Consider the following 17,610-nt stretch of genomic DNA (forward strand, 5'->3'; position numbering starts at 1 on the left):
CGCCCTGACCTTCGCCAGCAGCAGCTCTTGCTATTCACCTTAGAGGACGCCCGGTTTCCCGGCAATTAGACATTTTTGCACAGGGGCAGCAATTGCCTGGAAGATCAGGCGACAGCCCCGGAAGCACTGGCTTCTCTGGGCTGTGCGAAGGCGGCTTGCACTTTGTTGCAGGGTTTATCCTGCGGTGAAATCGCTTGTGCACCTAGCCTTGGACAGACTGCACGCTATGGCTGGCATAATCGAACACATTGCCGTCAAGCATAGCAGCCAACGTACCGGTGACGATCACCTCCAGCTCATTGTCTCCTGCACGGAGCCATGCTGTCTCGCCTTGCCAACGGTATGGCGTCCATGGCCTAACGCCAAGCGAGTGTCCATTGATGATCACCTCGCAGCAATCATGGTAGTGAGCATCCCAGTCGCTGAACTCCAGCTCGAACCTTGCCGTCTCGGGCAGACGCTCCAGATGGAGGCCGCGGCTATAAGAGAGACTCCCCGCGTAGTACGGGTAGCCCGCCACTACTCCACCGCGCAGGCCATCGGCAGTACGGGGCGCGGCCGTCAGTCTGGGGCTTCCCCCCGGAGGTAGCTCCACACCGAACTCGCCTTGCAGATAGAGCGGGTCAATGACCCCTTCGAAGTCCTGACGGATCGTCATCTCCACCCGCAGTTCATTGCTGCCTTGCACCAGATAAGGGCCGATCGGACACCCCATGTTGCGGTGGTCATAGACACGGTGCGGCTGCAGCTCGTCAGGTATGGCGTGACCATTAATGTAGATGACGCCCTCCCCGGCGATCGCCTGCCGATCCATAACGAGCGTACACGCTTCAGGTAGCTGCGTGATCTCGAAGGACACGGTATAGATGCACTCAAGCGGGTAACGCAGCCCCATCTTCATCGGTGTGCCGAAGGTTTGGCTGAAGACCGCAGGGAACTGCGCCTCCAGGTCGGAGCACTGGTCGATGAAGGTCTTCGCTGGCACCCTCCATGGGCCGGCGAGACCCTGCGGCGTGCGCCATTGCAGCTCGAACTCGCCGAGCCGCAGGATATTGCCCTGCCGCGGGGCAAGCGCCCAGTTGCCCTGCGCCGACAAGCGCAGCCGCTCAGCCGCGGGCGCGGCAAGCGGCAATGCCGCGCCTGCGGAGCGGGACAGCGCAGTGGCGGGCGCAGTAGCCGCAAGCGCGAGCGGCTGAGCGGGTGCCGCGGGCTGAGTCGCGGCTGTGCTCGCGAGCGACTGCGGAGCGGGCGAGCTGCCGCGGGCGAAGCTGTGCGGGGCGGCAGCTACGGGTGCCGCAGGCGAAGCGGGTGCCGCGGGCGAAGCCTGTGCCGCGGGCGTGTCGCCGCCAGCGGCGATGGCGCGCGAGCCCCCGGGCGGCGGCGCTGCGCCCTCTGGCTGCGCCGCGGGCAGCCGCACCAGCAGCAGCCGCGCCGCGTAAGGCTCCAGCCGCAGCGGCACGCGCCAGCACGCTGAGCCAGCGACCTGCGCCGCCTCGGGCAGCAGCCATGCGCTGCCCGTCTCCAGGCACAGCTCCAGCACCTGTGCCTGCGCCGCAGCAGCTTCGCTGATGTTCAGAAGCTGCGCCAGCTCCAGCTCCAACAGCCCGTCCTGCGCCCCGCCCTCTTGATTCGTCACAAACACAGCCGCTTCACTGGCATGCAGCACACGTGTCTGCATCAGCAGCGACTGCGGATCATCTGCCAACCGCAGTCGTACCGCAGGCGGCGACACCCGTTCCAGCAGCCGCTCCAGATGCGGCCATACCCTCGCAGTATCCCCGGCCGCATACGGCAGATAGTATGCGCAGCCGCTCTGATAGAGCGGCTGCTCCACCACCGCGTCAGCCGCCCCGACGGGTGCTGCCGCGTTGCCTTGCCCGCTCCAGTAGTCTAGCTGTGCAGACGATGGCGCGCCGAACAACTGGAGCGCCTCCTCACCGCACGGGCTGCCGTTCCCCAACGATTCATGGGGGAGTAGGCCAAGAGCGATGATGGTGCCGCCGCATGCCTTGAAGCGCTGGAGCATCCGCCATGCCGCCCCCTCCAGATTCGTTAGCGGCGGAAGCACGATAACAGAATACTCAGCTTGCCCGATGCGAAGCAGCCCATCCTGCGGATGAGCATCCGCCAACAGCTCCGGGTCAAGGTGGTCGTAATCCAGGCGACTGCGCAGCAACTGTATGCCGATATTCATCCAGTCATCACGAAGCTGCTGCAGCCTCTGCTCGTCCGGCCCATCGGCCCCGCCGAACCGGAATCCCTGGAACGGGTTCGCCATGAAGCTCCAGAGCGTGGTCGTCGGATCAAGATAGGCGATGCGAATGTGGGCGCGCCCCTGCGACATGATATAGCTCAGTCGTCCCGTATAGTCGGCCAGTGTGCGGAAGTGCGCCCAGTATGGATTCTGAATAAACTGCGACGGCGGGGCATCATGCTTGGCGAGCGCGTCCATCGTATAATAGAAGGCGTGAAAATTATAAAAATTCGTCCCCAGCGCAGCGAGCCGATCGACCATCCAGCGTGCGTCCTGCAGCGTCATCGACCAGCCTACACTATGGAAGCACTCCACCAGATTACGCTCGCGTCCAAGCTGCCGGGATAGCGAGCTGATCATCTTCGGATTCTCCCGCATCGAGGTGAAATAGCGGCGCAGGCTCCAGTCCAGCGACCGTCCCAGCTTCTCATGTGCCGAGTCGCCTCCCGGCACATGGCTATAGGTTTGGGTAGCCATGCGCACAACGGGTACCTCTGCCACATACTCCAGTCCCTGACCCTCGCACCAGTCATGAACCTGCTGATGATACGAGCTGCGCAGCAGCAGATGAATAGTCTGATAGTAGTCGTAACGAACCTTGGCCGCATCCGCCGCTGTACGGTCGACAAGCGCATGCAGCCGATCAGTGAGCGGATAGCCGCAGCGTTCGCGGAAGAAGGCTGCGATGTGCCGCGACCACGGCATGCGCCCAAGCAGCGCAATCTCATCCGTGAACATCCCTTTCACCGTTACTCCAAAATAATCTCCGACGGCGGGCACATATTTGTCATGCGTCAGCCGAATGAATGTACTCATCGCCTCGCGGTTGCACGGGTCAACGAAGGTGCCGTAATATTTGAAGTCGTCCAGCTCTTGCTCCTGAAATACCAGCAGCGCCCACTCCCCGGCAGGCGCCTCCCATTGCAGCCGGTATACGGTGCGATAGGTGAAAAAGCGCTTTTGCGTGTAGGTCGTCAGTCCGGTCTTCTGGAATAACGGATCGGCCTGATGGTTGCCGATGCAGTGCCTGACATCGCAAGCAAGCTCCCAGTCGATGGTTCCATCCGCCCGCACCGGAGCAGCCTTGGCGTATAGAATTCGTCCCCAGGGCAGCTCCAGATCGATACGCTCCCCGTCCCTCGCCCGCACGAGACGATGCTCCAGCGTTACATGCTTGGCATCCGGGTGCTCCAGGATGACCTCCCCGCCTGCGATGCCGCTCGGATACGGGTACTCATCGTATAGCCAGACATGCATTTCCCTGGCAGCAGCATGCTCTACCGCCAGCCGCACCTTATCGAACCAGGCTTGTGACAAATACGGGATCGTCAGCCCCTGACGGGCGCATAGGAAGAAGCCGCCCACCCCTTTATCCTTCATCTCCTCTATCTGATGGCGAATCTGCTCATCGTCCATCTCACCGTTCCAGAACCAGAACGGATGGATACGGTATTGCATAGCTGGCGATTGGAATTTGCCCATGTCGATCCTGTCCATGTTGCCTCACACCCCTTACACTTCATTTGGATTTGTCTATATGCCGCTTAGACACCCACTGCTTGGCAACTATTGTAGAGGGCATTCATTTTACCGACAATGTGACTTTCTTGCACAGACTGGCATTCGGCATTCTAGCCGCGGCCTGCGGGGCTTGGATTCTTTTGCAGGACTTATACTTTTTTGCTCCGAGCGGCTCTTCCCTTAGTTTCTATGAGACTTCCCACCGTCTACGACTGCTTCGACCTGCAAAAAACATGTAAAAAGACCCATGTTTACAAGTAGCATATCGTTTAAGATAGAATTAATGGGCACATATGTACGTATTATGTCTAACGTTAACCAGTCTGGGCAGCTTTTAGATTCTTTACGTATGCCCTGCAAGCAATGGAGGAGGCCACGCTATGAACGTATGGGTAACCGTCAAAAGCCTGGGCAAACGCAAGCCGTCGCTAGCCAAGCACCCTGTTGCACTGCCCGATGTGCCCGCCACGCTTAGAGAGCTGATCAGATATATGGTCGCTTCGCAGCTCACATCGCTGGAGGAGCGGCAAGGCGAGCAGGAGCTGCTGGCCTGCCTGATGCCGGAGGAGCTGGATGCCCAGGCCGCGGCGGGCAGAGTCAGCTTCGGAGCGCTCTATAATCAGGAGCTGCCCAATCTGGAACGGGCGCTGGAGACCGCTATGACCGCCTATGAGGACGGGCTATATAAGGTATTTGTCGACGACGAGGACATTCGCGAATTGGACGCGCCGCTGGCGCTGAATGACGGGGCTGAGCTGGTATTTATCCGGTTCACCATGCTGGCTGGACGCATGTGGTAGACCGCAGGAGGAGGACATCTAATGAATTCTATAGAGAAGGTTCAACACTATACAGATCGGCTGCGCCAGAGGGGCAGTGAGCTGTCTCAAGAGCAGCAGTTGCTTGCACAATATATTAGCGAGTTATTAGAGCTGCGGCATTTCGGCGAGCAGGAGAAGCCCTTCCAGGGCATCGTGAGTCTGCTATCCGAGCAAGCACAGGAGAATGCGACTTTCCCGGCCTACTTCAAGCCGCTGCAGGAGGCTGCGGAGCAGTTGGGCAGTGAACTGCTGGGTGACCGCTTCCGCTACATCGTCCAGCGGGCAGCACGCTTCCCCCACAGCGTCTCTTACGCTCGCAGGCCTTACCGCACCGCAGCAGTGGAGCCGCACATCCCGCGGGTAGTGCGCAAGCTGGTGGAGCTGTTCCGCATGGAGCTGCATCAGTTCGTCCTCCTCGACTATCTGCAGGACAGAGAGACAGGCCGTGATTATATGTACGAGATTCGCGGCGTTATCCCCGATTGCATCGCCTATGCGCTGGACAGCGGCGATGAGCAGACGATGGCTGCATTGAGAGAGATTATCTATGGTGACAACCAGACCGCGCTGCTCGGAAACGAGATGATTAAGGGGATGCTGATGAGCGACCGCGAGGATGCTCATCAGATGATCGGCGAGCTGCTCGTTGCAGCAAGGCTGCAGGAGGGTCTGCGCCAGAGCATCGTAGAGCGTATGGATGAAGGAACGATCGAGGCCTTCATCTATATGCTGCGTGTCATTATCGATCACAACCTGATCCGATTCAGCTCCGTCGTCAGGGGATTGGCTGTATGGACAGGGCTCGGGATTGAATCGGCGCAGCAGCGCGTCACCGCGCAGCTCATCGAGCAGGCTCACGAGGCGCTGACGAATCGGCAAGCTCGCGCCTCCTGGCTGCAGGAGGACAACGCGAACAAGCTATTTCTGAGCCTGTGGGCAACGGCTGTAGAGGAAGAACAGCATATTGCAGAGCCAATAGTACGCATCATGAATGAAGGAGAAGTCTATCAGCAGATTGTAGCGCAATATGTGCTGGCAAGCAGCCAGAACAGCTCGCTGCGCCTGAATATCGCCCGTGGCCATCTGGATGCAGCCGATGCGGAACTGCTTCACTGGATCGTGCGGAACTATGACGCGAGTTACAGTTGGAATTGGACATTTGTCGACGGCGAGCATGAGAAGCAGCTACAGGTCATCCCGCTGACAGAGCTTGTGGACAAGGCGGAGCGGCGGCGTGATTTTGACTTGTTCCGCAACATGCTGCAGCATATCCCTGCAGGCGGGGCCGGGGGCGCATCGCGAGTGCTGGACTTCGTACATTATCAGATCGGACACGACGATATTGTACGGAAGATGCTCTATCTCGCCGCATACGACATGGATACCGCCTGGATCGCTGAGATCATCGGGCTCAAGCAATGGCTCAGCTCCGAGCTGCGGGGAGAGCTGCTCGCCCAGTTCGCGCAGCAGCCGAGCGAGCCCACACAACGCCAGTTCATCCTCGACAGCCTGTCCGACAAGAGCATACCGGTGCGCGAGCTGGCGCTGACCAAGGCTTCGGCGCTGACGCTCACAAGCGATGAGCTGGAGCAGTTGGAGTCACTGCTGAAGCTGAAGACCGGCTCGCTGAGACAGAAGGTCATTCAAGTCCTGCTGACCCAGCCAACCGAGCTGCTGGGCGGATCGCTGGAGAAGCTGCTGCGTGCCAAGAGCGAGCTGCAGCGGCTGGGTGCGCTGGAGCTGCTGACCGAGATCGCCTCCGACCCGGAGCGCAGCGAGCAGTATGCGCTGCTCAAGCCGCTGGCAGGACGGATCGCAACGCCGACAGCCAAGGAGAGGCAGCTGCTGGAGAAGCTGACGCAGGTGGATCATGCCTACACAGGGGCCAACGGCTTTGGCCTGTTCGATCCATCCCGAACCAGCCCCCTGCTTGCGGAGAAGCGCGACCTGGCAGGCTTTGCGCCACAGGATGTCTTTACGCTCCCGCTGGACAAGGCGGCTCGCATCCTGAGCGAGCTGGATGCGCTGGTACACGAGCATCGCGATGTGGAATACAAAGTGGAGTATTACAGCGGCTACTCGGATACGCTGCTGATCGGCACACGGCTCGCCCAGACCGTTCCTTACGCGCAGCGTCATGACATGCCGATGCTGGCGCAATATCCGCTGCATGACCTATGGCAAGCGTACTTTCAGCAGAGCGGGCTGGACAGCATGGAGCTGCTGCAGCTTCACTTCATCATACAACTGCCGAATCTGAGCATGACGCTTGATCATTTCTTCGGCCTGTATCGTCAGCAGTATGACTACGAGCAGCTACGCAAGACGCCGCTGATGGAGGGCTGGCGCAAGCAATTCATCACGCAGCTCTACCCGCTGGAATATATCGGGGAGCTGAAGGAGCGGATCGAGCAGCTACGCTACAGCAATCAGGTACAGGAGCTGCTCACTGCGGCCTATATGGACACGCCTAAGGCCGACACCTTTGCCATCGCCGAGCGCGTATGGGGTGCTGTAGTCGCTGCGATGCCTGCCGAGCGGCTGGAGAGCGATGCCGGGCTGCTGCAGCTCCTTGCGAAGCAATGGATCTCGATGGCGGAGAGCCGGGTGCATGATGACGACAGCTTCAGGCGTTTTTTTCAGTCGGCCTATCAATACAGTGCTTTGTTCCGGGACGAGGATTACTCGCCTCTGCTGAGATTGCAGGATTATCTGCGTGCGTACAAGCTGCGTCAGATCGATGCGCAGGAGATCTATTACCAGGTGATGCTGGGCAGAGACCGCTTCATGCTGCTCCGCGATCTGACCTCGCCGCGCACGGAAGGCATTGCTGAGGATGCCGAGCTGCTTCAGCTTCGCAATACGGTTGCCAGCCGGATCGTGGAGATCGAGCGTGGACGCGGCGAGCTGCCGACTGAGGTCAGCCCGTTGGCGATGAAGCTGCAGCAGATCGAGGGCATGGAGCATTGGGTTCATCTCGTGTCCGCCATGGATCAGGATACCTTCGTTCGTGGCTATATCTACAGCTATGGCGGGCAGACGACGCGCAAGGAGACGTTCAGCTACTTGATCAAGAACTGCCATCAGGCACCCGGGGAGGATGAGCAACTGCTCAGCCAATTGCTGGAGCACTATCCCGTAACGGAGAAGAAGCTGCTGGAGGCGGCGATGTATGCGCCGCAATGGCTGGAGATCGTAGCGAAGCATCTGGGCTGGCCAGGGCTGCGCAGCGCAGCATGGTATTTCCATGCTCATATCAATGAAAGCTTCTCGGCGGAGAAGGAGACCATCGTGGCGCACTATTCCCCAATCTCGCCGCAGGAGTTCAACGATGGGGCCTTCGATATCGCCTGGTTCGAGGAAGCATATCGAGCTGTGGGCGAGGAGCGGTTCCATCTGCTCTATGACTGCGCCAAATATATATCCGGCGGAGCCAACCACCGCCGTTCGCAGCTATTTGCAGACGCCGTACTCGGCAAGCTGGAGCTGGAGGAGCTGCGCCAGTCCGTTGAAGCCAAGCGGAACAAGGATCATCTGCTCACCTACGGCCTGATTCCGTTGACAGCCGATGCAGATCGCGACCTGCGGGATCGGTATGCCTTCATTCAGAAGTTTCTGCTGCAGAGCAAGCAATATGGCGCACAACGCCGGGCGAGCGAGAGCGTAGCCGCCCAGATTGCACTCGGCAATCTGGCGCGCAACGCCGGATATGCAGATATTACGCGGATGATGTGGAATCTGGAGGCCGACAAGCTGGATGAGCTTGCTCCTTATCTGGAGGATATGGAGCTGGAGAGCGGTCTGAAGGTGCGGCTGGAGATTGACCAGGAAGGCCAGAGCAGCATTGTTGCCATCAAAAATGACAAGCCGCTCAAATCGCTGCCATCACGCCTGAACAAGCATGAGCATGTCGTCAAGCTGAAGGAGCTGAAGACCGAGCTGACCGAGCAGTATCGCCGTGCTCGTCAGGAGCTGGAGCGATGTATGGTGACAGGTACGGCGTTTACCGCCGAAGAGATCATTCGACTGACACCTAATCCAGTGCTGGCGCCGCTGCTTCGCTCCCTCATCTTCCGTTGCGGCGATGCGCTCGGTTATCTGAATGCCGAGCAACGCAGCCTGCGCTGTCTGCAGCCGGGTGAAGCGGGAGCCACGACGGTGGAGCGCGTGCTGAAGGAGACCGACACACTGCAGATCGCTCACCCGCTGCATCTGTACGAGAGCGGCAACTGGCTTCTGTATCAGCGTGAGGCTATGGAGGCTCAATTCCAGGAGGGGCAGGGACAGCAGGCACTGCCTAGCAAGCAGCCGTTCAAGCAATTATTCCGCGAGCTATATTTGCCCAATGCGGATGAGCTGGAGAGCGGCACCGTCTCACGGCGCTATGCGGGTCATCAGGTACAACCGAAAAAGACGGTCGCGCTGCTGCGGGAACGCCAATGGACGGTAAGCTACGAGGAAGGCTTGCAGAAGGTAAGCTATGAGCATAATCTGATCGCCAGTCTCTATGCGATGGCGGATTGGTTCTCCCCGGCCGATACAGAGGCACCGACGCTGGAGGCCATTCAGTTCTACGACCGCAAGACGTATAAGCCGGTTGCCTTGAAGGATGTGCCGCCGCTCTTCTTCTCGGAAGTGATGCGTGACATGGATCTGGTGGTCAGCATCGCCCATGTCGGCGGCGTCGATCCGGAAGCGAGTCTGACGACGGTGGAGATGCGCCGCGTCATACTAAGCGAGGCGCTGCGTCTGCTCAAGCTGGACAATGTACGGCTGGACGGCAACTATGCGCATATTACTGGCAGTCTGGGAGAGTATGCGGTGCACCTGGGCAGCGGCAATGCCTTCAAGCAAGCCGCCGGGGCGCTGCATATCGTGCCGGTTCATAGCCAGCACCGCGGGCGCATCCTGCTGCCGTTCCTTGATGAAGACCCGCGCACAGCCGAGATTATGTCCAAGGTGACGCTGCTGGCAGAGGATCATAAGATCAAGGACCCGCAGATTGCCGCTCAGTTGGCGTAGACAACATAAGGCGGCTGGAAAGCCCCCCGGACTTGCAGGACTATCCCGAAAGATGAGTGACCGACTTGGCGGAGGCGTGGTGACATGTCTCTGTCAAGTCGTTTTTCAATTCCGCCAGCTATGTCCTCACAGCTCATCTGACCCTCGCTAAAATTGTGCTTGTAAATGCGCGCATCCCGCGCGTGGAATGTATATGGCGTGCTGGCAACATTGACCCCTATAGCTGCGATGATCCTTATGGTATGGGAGCTTGAATTCTGAGCTGCATAGCCCCGGCTGCACCGGGGGCTTTTGAATGTTCAGCGTGCATTACGCGCCAGAATCTGCTCCGCTTGCTCCCGGAACTGCTTCGCTGCCTCCTGCGGCGTCATCCTGCCGAACAGCAGCAGATCGTACAGATCGCGAAGCACGGCTGCCGCCTCTGATGCGCCTACCGGGTCTGGCGGGTCCATCGGGCTGCTGTTGCGCTCCACCCAGTTCATGTAGTCGAACACTTGAGCCAGCTCTGGCTCGATATACGGCATCATCTCCTCCTTGATCCGGGAGGATACCGGCACGCCCCGCTCGCCCTTGAGCAGCACATTGGCCTCCAGGTCGTTCACGAAGAAGCTGATAAATCTCGCCGCCTCCTCCTTATGCTTGGAATTGCCCGCAATCGAGAAGAACATGCCCGGCTTCATGAATAATCCGGCCTTGCTGCCAGGCCCCGGCATCGGGGCAATCGCCAGCGGCTTGCCATAGCGCTGCACCGTGCTGATGAACTGATTCGAATACCCTACACTGAACAAAGCGTCTCCCGTATAGAACGGATCAGCATCCGCCTTGCCAATGTCCGAGGTCCAGATGTCCGGCGCGAAGATGAGCTTGTCGCGAGCCAGCCGCTGCATTCGGCCAAAATAGTCGATGAACAGTTGGTCATCCTTGTAGCCAAGCCCCGCACCATCAGCAGCATACAATGCTGCGCCGTGCTGCCTCAGATAGTAAGCAAAGAACTGCTCCGGGGTGAACGAGGTGCCGAGGTAAACCCCCTTGTCCAGAAGCTGCTCCCCCATCTGATCGAAATCCTCCCACGTCCAGGATGGAGTGGGCGGCTGTATGCCATGTGCCTTCAATATCTGCGGGTCATACATCGTCAGCAGCGCATTGGTTCCCAGACTGAGACCATAGATGCCGTCGCCGATCCGCCCCCCATCCAACTGCTGGCGGCTAATGTCCGTGACATCGATCGCCCCGCTCTCCATATACGGGGTCAGATCCTCCAACAGCTCCAGCGAGCTGTACTGCGATAGATAGGAGATGTCCATCTGGATAATATCAGGCAGTGCATTGCCCGCAGCATAAGGCGCAAGCCGCTTCCAATATTCGTAGAAGCTGCTATATTCGAATTCGATACGCACATGGGGATATAAGCGTTCATACCGATCGATTACAGCGATCGTCGCATTATTGCGGAAGTCCCCGCCCCACCAGGCGATACGAAGCGTAATCGGCTCCACCGCAGCTTTATCTACCCCGTCAGCTAGCCTCGCAGCACAGCCAAGCAAGGGGATCATCCACACAAGAGTCAGGAAGAGACCCATATATCGTCTATATCGTCTGCCGAACATCCACTGCTTCCTCCTCATCGTTCGCCCTCCTGCGGCAGCGGCAGCAGCACAGTGACCTTCGTCCCGCTCCCTGCCTTGCTCTCCAGCCGTACCCCGTACTCCTCGCCAAAGGCCAGCCTGATCCGATCACGGATATTGAGCAGTCCGATGCCCGTTCCTCGTGTCTTCACCTCTCCGCTCAGCACCCGGCGCACCGTCTCCTCCTCCATCCCTTGACCGTGATCCTCCACAACTACCGCAAGTTTGCCCTCTAGCGGCGTCGCATAGATGCGAATCAGACATGGCTCCACCTGCGGCTCCAGCCCATACTGAATCGCATTTTCGAGCAATGGCTGCAAGGTCAGCTTCGGAATACGAGCGCTGTAATACATCTCCGGCACATCGAGATGGAAATCGAGCCGATGCCGGAAGCGATAGGTCTGAATCGTAATGTAATGCTTCACAATCTCCAGCTCCTCCGCCATCGCAATGACATTCTGCTTGAGACTGATCGAGGCGCGCAGCAGATAGCCGAGCGAGACAACCATGCTGGAGATCTGCTCCTGCTGATTTTTCTTAGCTAGCCAGTGGACCGAATCCAGTGCATTGTACAGAAAATGCGGATTGATCTGCGCCTGCAACGCCTTGAATTCCGTCTCCTTAATGATGAGCTGGTTGGCATAATTCTCCTTGATCAGCGTATTAATCCGCATAATCATCATCCGATAGGTGCGTTGCAGCAGCCCAACCTCGTCCATATGCTGCTTGATGGGCACAGCCAAGCTGGCATCCATACTGTCGAGATCGCCATACTGCACCTCCTTCATCTGTCCGATCAGTTGGCGAATCGGACGTGTCAGGCTGCGGGCAAAGGCCATGCCCAGCGCCAATACGATGACGATCGCGACCAGGTAGACAGCAATAAGCAAGTTCTTCAGCCACACAATACGCTCGAATATCTCATGATAGGACGCCATATTGTAGTACACCCAGCCCGTATAGGCAGACTGCCTCTGCGACAGGAAGACCGCCCCGCCGTCCATCTGAAGAATCTCATAGCCAAAGCCTCCCGGCAGCGGCTGAAGCTCATCCGCCACCCCCTTGGACAGTTGGCGATACGGGTAGACGACCTCGCTCCCCGCCTTCAGCACAATGTCACTGCTCTGGCTGACGATTCCTCCATATTCCTCCACGAGACGCTCGATATTGATCCGCAGGAACAGAATACCGATCGGCTCCAGCGTCAGCGGCTCGTAGACACGCACCTCCCGCACCATAATGAGCATCGGGTCGCTATCGTCCGGGTACAGCCATTGCACAGCCCCTTTACCCTCGACTGCGGCGCGGATCATACGCGCATATTTCTCCTCGGAGAAGGACAGCGCCTCCCCGTATTTACTCACTCTCCCCTGTGAATCGACCAGATGGACGGACTGAACATACCGTGCCGCGCCGCTAATATGCTCCCATAGCCGATCGGTAATTTTTTTGCGTGCGATGTAATCGGAGTACTCCGTGTCATCCCGCAGCAGCGCCTTGAGGCTCTGCTGGATCTCGAAGTCTGACAGAATGTTGAGCGACACGGCCTCCAGCCGCTTCAATTCCATATCTACGGTTGTCGAGGAGAGGTTGAGCAGTCGGGAGGATTGGTCATACAACTGCTTGTCATAGATCGAATAGGTGTAGTAGAGAGAACTGAACGCGAGGGTGATGACCAGGCCCATCATGAGCATAATCATGAGGAACATCTTCATCTTAATGCTTAATTTGCGGTAGGCTGTCATGACAAGAGCGCTCCTTTGTCCTGGTGTAATACCTCTTGTATACCACATTTTAAGAGACTCGCCACGCTCTCCATTCGCAAGTGTCATATTCATTTCACCTGTCCTTATAGGCAAGTCCTTCATACCCGGAGCTGTGTTACCGGAATCGACTCATCATACCGCTCCCATGCAGCTTGTGCTATCGAATCCCTCAAATGAGCGGCGCATGCGTGAACCAGCTATCCATCAAGACATACAGGCTGAAAGACCCACCTGCAACGATAGGAAACTTCTAAATTCAGAGATTATTGGACATTATTGCACCTATTCTATAAATCAGGTAGACTGATAGGAATGAAGAACTAGGAATGGAGTGTTCAAATGAGCAACTGGAAGCAGCGGCTTGGTGTTGTGCTGATTGCCGCTCTGGTCCTGTCGACAAGCATCTCAGCATCTGCGCAAGCGGATAGAGAGCAACGTTTCATCGAGAGAATGCATGGATTCAGCGAAGGATATTTTGTCGCAGGCGTCTGGAATAAGGAGTGGACTTACGGTTATGTCGATCAGACTGGAAAATGGATGATCGATCCGCAATGGAATTATGCCGGCTCCTTCCATGACGGGCTAGCTGTAGTAGGGACTCGGACGGATTACAAATCACCCATGACCTACGGGTATATTCGGAAGGACGGCACATCGCTGACCTCCATTCGTTATACTTCCGCGAGCGACTTTGAAAGCGGGTATGCTGTTGTTGGGATCGGAAGCGCTTCCCAGGCACGGCAAGGACTCCTTGATCGCAACGGAAAGGAAATACTGCCTCCTGTTTACGATGCGGTTTCCATCTATACCGATAAAGACACCTCGAAGGTGGCTATTAGCCTGCAACGCGACGGCAAACATGGCCTCTATGTACCGGAGGGCAATAAGTTGTTTGAGGCCGAATACGATCAACCCTTGAATCGCAACCTGGATTTCGTCACATTTACTCGAGGGCAACAGCAGGGTCTCTATTTTATCTCCAGTGGTAAAGAAATGTTCCCTATAGAGGGAACAGTCGATCTGATCTCAGAGAGTACCTATGATGCAGACGGGGTTGCCTTTACCCTTCGCTATGTGGGATTGATCGGCACGATGGATGGCAAGCTCGGTATGTGGGATATGCAAGGTCATACTAAGCTGGAATTTGTGTTCACAAAGATTAAACCCGTAGAAGGCGACTTCCTGCTAGCAGAATTGAATGGCAAATGGTCGATTTATAAAACCAACGGGACGCTGCTTATTCGCGACCAATATGATTCCGTATCCGCTTACAACTGGCGGCATCTGCTGCTTGTGAAGTCCAACGGCAAGGTGGGATTGCTGCAGCAAGACGGCCGCTACCTCATAACGCCACGATACGATAACTTTTATAATTTTAGTGCAGACGGCGTGGCGATTGTTACTCTTGCTGGAAAACAAGGCCTCATTGATCGTACCGGCAAGGAAATATTCCCGCCGCGATACGATTACATTAATTTCAACGATCAAGCCGCAGACGGCACACCGTTGATTAGGGCGCATCGCGACGGTCGCGACGAATTTTACCAAATGAATTTCAAGCCGTATACCCCAGGAGGCTCCAGCGCACTCGGCGACTTTGACACGATAGGTCCGTTTGAGAATGGTATTGCGCGTGTGGAAAAGAACGGAAAGGTCGGGTATGTGGATACCCATTACGCCTATATTGTTAGACCAATCTATGACAGCGCCTATTTGTCGGATCATGACGGTAAGGCATCCTCCTATTTCACGATAAAAAACGGTACGAAATGGGGCATGGTTCTCTTGGACGGCACTGAATTTGCACCGGCATTTGATTCTCCGCCGAATGTGGGCGACCGTATTGCCGTAGGGCAGATCAACAACAGCTATCGCTATCGCACAGCGGACAACACCTATCTCAATTCCGATTCCTACGTCTACGCCGAAGCATTCAACGAAGGCAAGGCGCTCGTTGCCAAGGAGCACGGGAAGTACTATTTTATTGATACGAGCGGAAAAAAGGTGAGTCCGGAATACAAAACCGCCAGCTCCTATGGAGACGGTGTCGCATTCGTCAGCCAGGGTACCTTCGGCTCGTATATTGATCATGATGGCCAGCCTGTACTTGGTGAAGACATGAAGATGCCGCGCGGCTTTGCTTTCAGCAACGGAATTGCCCCGGCTCAGGTTCTTGTGCCGGATAAGAACCGTTATTTATACGGTGTATTGAAGCGCGATGGTACATGGTTGGTCAAGCCGCAGTTTGATATGATTGTGTCCTACGGCGGCGATAAGTACGGCTACTTGCTGGACGACAAGGAAGCTGAGATTACGCCGGAAGGCAAGATCATCTGGAAATAGGAGGAACAGGAATGAAACGTTTGGTTTCACTTTTGCTGTGCACAGCTCTGCTTGGTTCTGGACTCTTGCAGTTGCCTGTTGCCCAAGCGCAAACAGACTACAACGCATATGCCGATGACCTGCATTCCATTGGACTCTTGCAAGGTACGGATAAGGGCTATGATCTCGGTGCCGTGCCCACTCGCGTGATGGGTGCCGTCATGCTGGTTCGCTTACTGGGACAGGAGAAGCAAGCGCAGCGTCATTCGTATGCCCATCCCTTTACAGATGTTCCAGACTGGGCCTCTCCTCATATCGGTTACATGTACAAACACGGATTGACACAAGGCGTCTCTCCAACCTTGTTCGGGGCCAACGATCAACTGGATGCAAACAGCTATACTACCTTTGCGTTACGTTCTCTGGGTTATGACGATACCAAAGGAGATTTCACCTGGTCTGCAGCGATTCGCAAAGGAAACGAGCTGGGTCTGATCGATGCTGCGGAGGAAACCAAGATTGCACAGAGCGGCTTCCTTCGCGGAAATATGGTGCGTATATCCCGACTGGCATTGGATGCTCGCCTGAAGGGGCAGACGATAACTTTGCAAGACAAGCTGCTTGCTGATGGAGCCATCCCAAACAAGCTAAACAGTTCACCAAAGCTGCGTTATGACGTCGAATCCGGTTTATACGGTTATGCAGACAGCCATAATGCCTGGATCATCCAGCCCCGTTATAGCGCCGCGCAACCCTTCAGCGAGGGACTCGCTTATGTTGTGCTGGAAGACGGTACCTATCGGGGATACATTACGACAAACGGCAAGCCTGCCTTTGCAACTCAATTCGGTCTTAGTTCCAACTTTCAGGGTGGCAAAGCACTGGCACATCAGTTGTCGGATAATTTGAAGCTGGCGTTGATTGACCGACAAGGTAAAGTACTCCAAACGTATCCCGCATCTTATCAGATGGTGCAGCAAGCTAATGGCAGACCGTACTTGCAGGAAATGATCAAGGGCAATCTAAGTTATTATTTACTGGATCAGCAGTACCGCAAATATAACCTGACCTTTACCGGAATAAAAATGCTGGAAGGCGATGTGGCTCAGGTCACCATCCAATCCGATTCGAAGTCTCCACATTTCGGTCTTTATCATTTTGCAACAGGCAAGCTGGTTACCGCATACGAAGAGGGCGGTCGCTCGTATCCGATAGTACGCATTAACTTCGCTGAAGGCATCAGTAGAGCGACAATACAAAAAAACGGCAGAGAGTGGCAAGTGTACTATAACGATCGGTTGGAGCCGATTATCGCTCAAGCGTTTCATCGAGGGGAAGACTTCAATGAAGGCGTTGCACTTGTCGGCTTGAAAGAAGACGAATCTTTACTGGACAAAACGATCCGATACGGGTATCTGAAGAAGGATGGCACCTGGATGAGCAATCCGCGGTTCATACATGCCGAATCGTTCAGCAATGGCTTGGCTGCCGTAAAGCCGGAAGGATCATGGGACTCATTCGGAATTTTAAAGCTGGACGGCACGTATCAAGTACCGCCGACTACCTTGGACTTTGTCGAGGGCACCTCGATGACCCGTGAACAATACGATCTCGTGAAGAAAGAAGCACAGCTTGTCATTCGACGCATAATCAAGCCAGACATGAGCGATTTGGACAAGCTGCTTGCCATTAATGAATATATCATCGAGCAAACGGAGTACGATGATGAAAATTACAGCAAGCTTGTTGACCAGGTTCCCTATACTTCTTACAGCGAATACGGCGTTTTCGGATTAGGAATCGCTGTTTGCCAAGGCTATACCGTTGCGACCAAGCTTTTGCTGGATATGGCCGGAGTAGAAAATAAAAAGATTACCGGCTCTGTCGGCAGCGATCGCGAGGGCTGGGAGCTGCATACCTGGAACCTGGTGCAGATTAACGGCAAATATTATCATGTGGATACCACCTGGAACGACGACAATCTTCGCCCAAACCGCTTTTTGCTTACATCGGATGAGCATATGAGAACCGAGGGGCAACGGAAGTGGAATGAGGCAAAATACCCCGCGGTTCCAACAGGATACTACAAGGACAAGGCTCAGTCCCGGATTGTACTGCCGAATTAAAGCATTGGTAGTGTGAATCGGGCAACAGACGCTAGCGCAGTTATGTGCAGCGTCTGTTGGCATGCCGGTCTGCCAATAGGCGGGGGCTAATGGACGCTCATGGATTACCGACGCCCCATGACTCTCCAGGGGGCGTCGGCATTTGCAAGCCGT

At 56.2% G+C, this 17,610-nt stretch carries 7 protein-coding genes; 4 read left to right on the plus strand and 3 right to left on the minus strand.

Annotated elements, in window-relative coordinates; genetic code table 11:
• Positions 1–202 precede the first annotated feature (202 nt).
• Positions 203–3,751 (minus strand): glycosyl hydrolase, encoded by a 3,549-nt coding sequence (locus tag ACY1JZ_RS19915; RefSeq protein WP_462630662.1) that lies wholly within the window; start codon positions 3,749–3,751, stop codon positions 203–205.
• A gap of 404 nt (positions 3,752–4,155) precedes the next feature.
• Here ACY1JZ_RS19915 and ACY1JZ_RS19920 point away from each other — a divergent pair, with 404 nt between their 5' ends.
• Positions 4,156–4,575 (plus strand): hypothetical protein, encoded by a 420-nt coding sequence (locus ACY1JZ_RS19920; protein ID WP_462630663.1) that lies wholly within the window; start codon positions 4,156–4,158, stop codon positions 4,573–4,575.
• Positions 4,576–4,596: 21 nt separating this feature from the next.
• The gene (locus ACY1JZ_RS19925) at positions 4,597–9,618 is read left to right on the plus strand and encodes a DUF4132 domain-containing protein (protein WP_462630664.1); all 5,022 of its coding nucleotides are present in this window, start codon (positions 4,597–4,599) and stop codon (positions 9,616–9,618) included.
• A 299-nt stretch (positions 9,619–9,917) separates the two neighbouring features.
• Here ACY1JZ_RS19925 and ACY1JZ_RS19930 read toward each other — a convergent pair whose 3' ends face one another.
• Together ACY1JZ_RS19930 and ACY1JZ_RS19935 are read right to left on the minus strand one after the other, a co-directional pair.
• Positions 9,918–11,243, minus strand: coding sequence for an ABC transporter substrate-binding protein (locus ACY1JZ_RS19930; protein WP_462630665.1), 1,326 nt, complete (start codon positions 11,241–11,243; stop codon positions 9,918–9,920).
• Positions 11,240–12,988, minus strand: coding sequence for a sensor histidine kinase (locus ACY1JZ_RS19935; protein WP_462630666.1), 1,749 nt, complete (start codon positions 12,986–12,988; stop codon positions 11,240–11,242). Before ACY1JZ_RS19935 ends, ACY1JZ_RS19930 begins: the two co-directional genes overlap by 4 nt.
• Before the next feature lie 360 nt (positions 12,989–13,348).
• Here ACY1JZ_RS19935 and ACY1JZ_RS19940 point away from each other — a divergent pair, with 360 nt between their 5' ends.
• Both ACY1JZ_RS19940 and ACY1JZ_RS19945 read left to right on the plus strand, forming a co-directional pair.
• Complete coding sequence (locus tag ACY1JZ_RS19940; RefSeq protein ID WP_462630667.1) at positions 13,349–15,352, plus strand: WG repeat-containing protein; 2,004 nt, start codon at positions 13,349–13,351, stop codon at positions 15,350–15,352.
• 11 nt (positions 15,353–15,363) lie between these two features.
• Positions 15,364–17,457 carry a WG repeat-containing protein gene (locus ACY1JZ_RS19945; protein ID WP_462630668.1) on the plus strand — a complete coding sequence of 698 codons (2,094 nt, stop codon included), beginning with the start codon at positions 15,364–15,366 and terminating at the stop codon, positions 17,455–17,457.
• The last annotated feature ends 153 nt before the right edge of the window (positions 17,458–17,610 follow it).

Source organism: Paenibacillus sp. J5 (genome assembly GCF_054955055.1).

Bases quoted from the DNA above. Each gene is read 5' to 3' on its own strand.
- ACY1JZ_RS19945 (WP_462630668.1), top strand. From the start codon at position 15,364: ATGAAACGTTTGGTTTCACTTTTGCTGTGCACAGCTCTGCTTGGTTCT.
- ACY1JZ_RS19940 (WP_462630667.1), top strand. From the start codon at position 13,349: ATGAGCAACTGGAAGCAGCGGCTTGGTGTTGTGCTGATTGCCGCTCTG.
- ACY1JZ_RS19920 (WP_462630663.1), top strand. From the start codon at position 4,156: ATGAACGTATGGGTAACCGTCAAAAGCCTGGGCAAACGCAAGCCGTCG.
- ACY1JZ_RS19925 (WP_462630664.1), top strand. From the start codon at position 4,597: ATGAATTCTATAGAGAAGGTTCAACACTATACAGATCGGCTGCGCCAG.
- ACY1JZ_RS19935 (WP_462630666.1), bottom strand. From the start codon at position 12,988: ATGACAGCCTACCGCAAATTAAGCATTAAGATGAAGATGTTCCTCATG.
- ACY1JZ_RS19915 (WP_462630662.1), bottom strand. From the start codon at position 3,751: ATGGACAGGATCGACATGGGCAAATTCCAATCGCCAGCTATGCAATAC.
- ACY1JZ_RS19930 (WP_462630665.1), bottom strand. From the start codon at position 11,243: ATGAGGAGGAAGCAGTGGATGTTCGGCAGACGATATAGACGATATATG.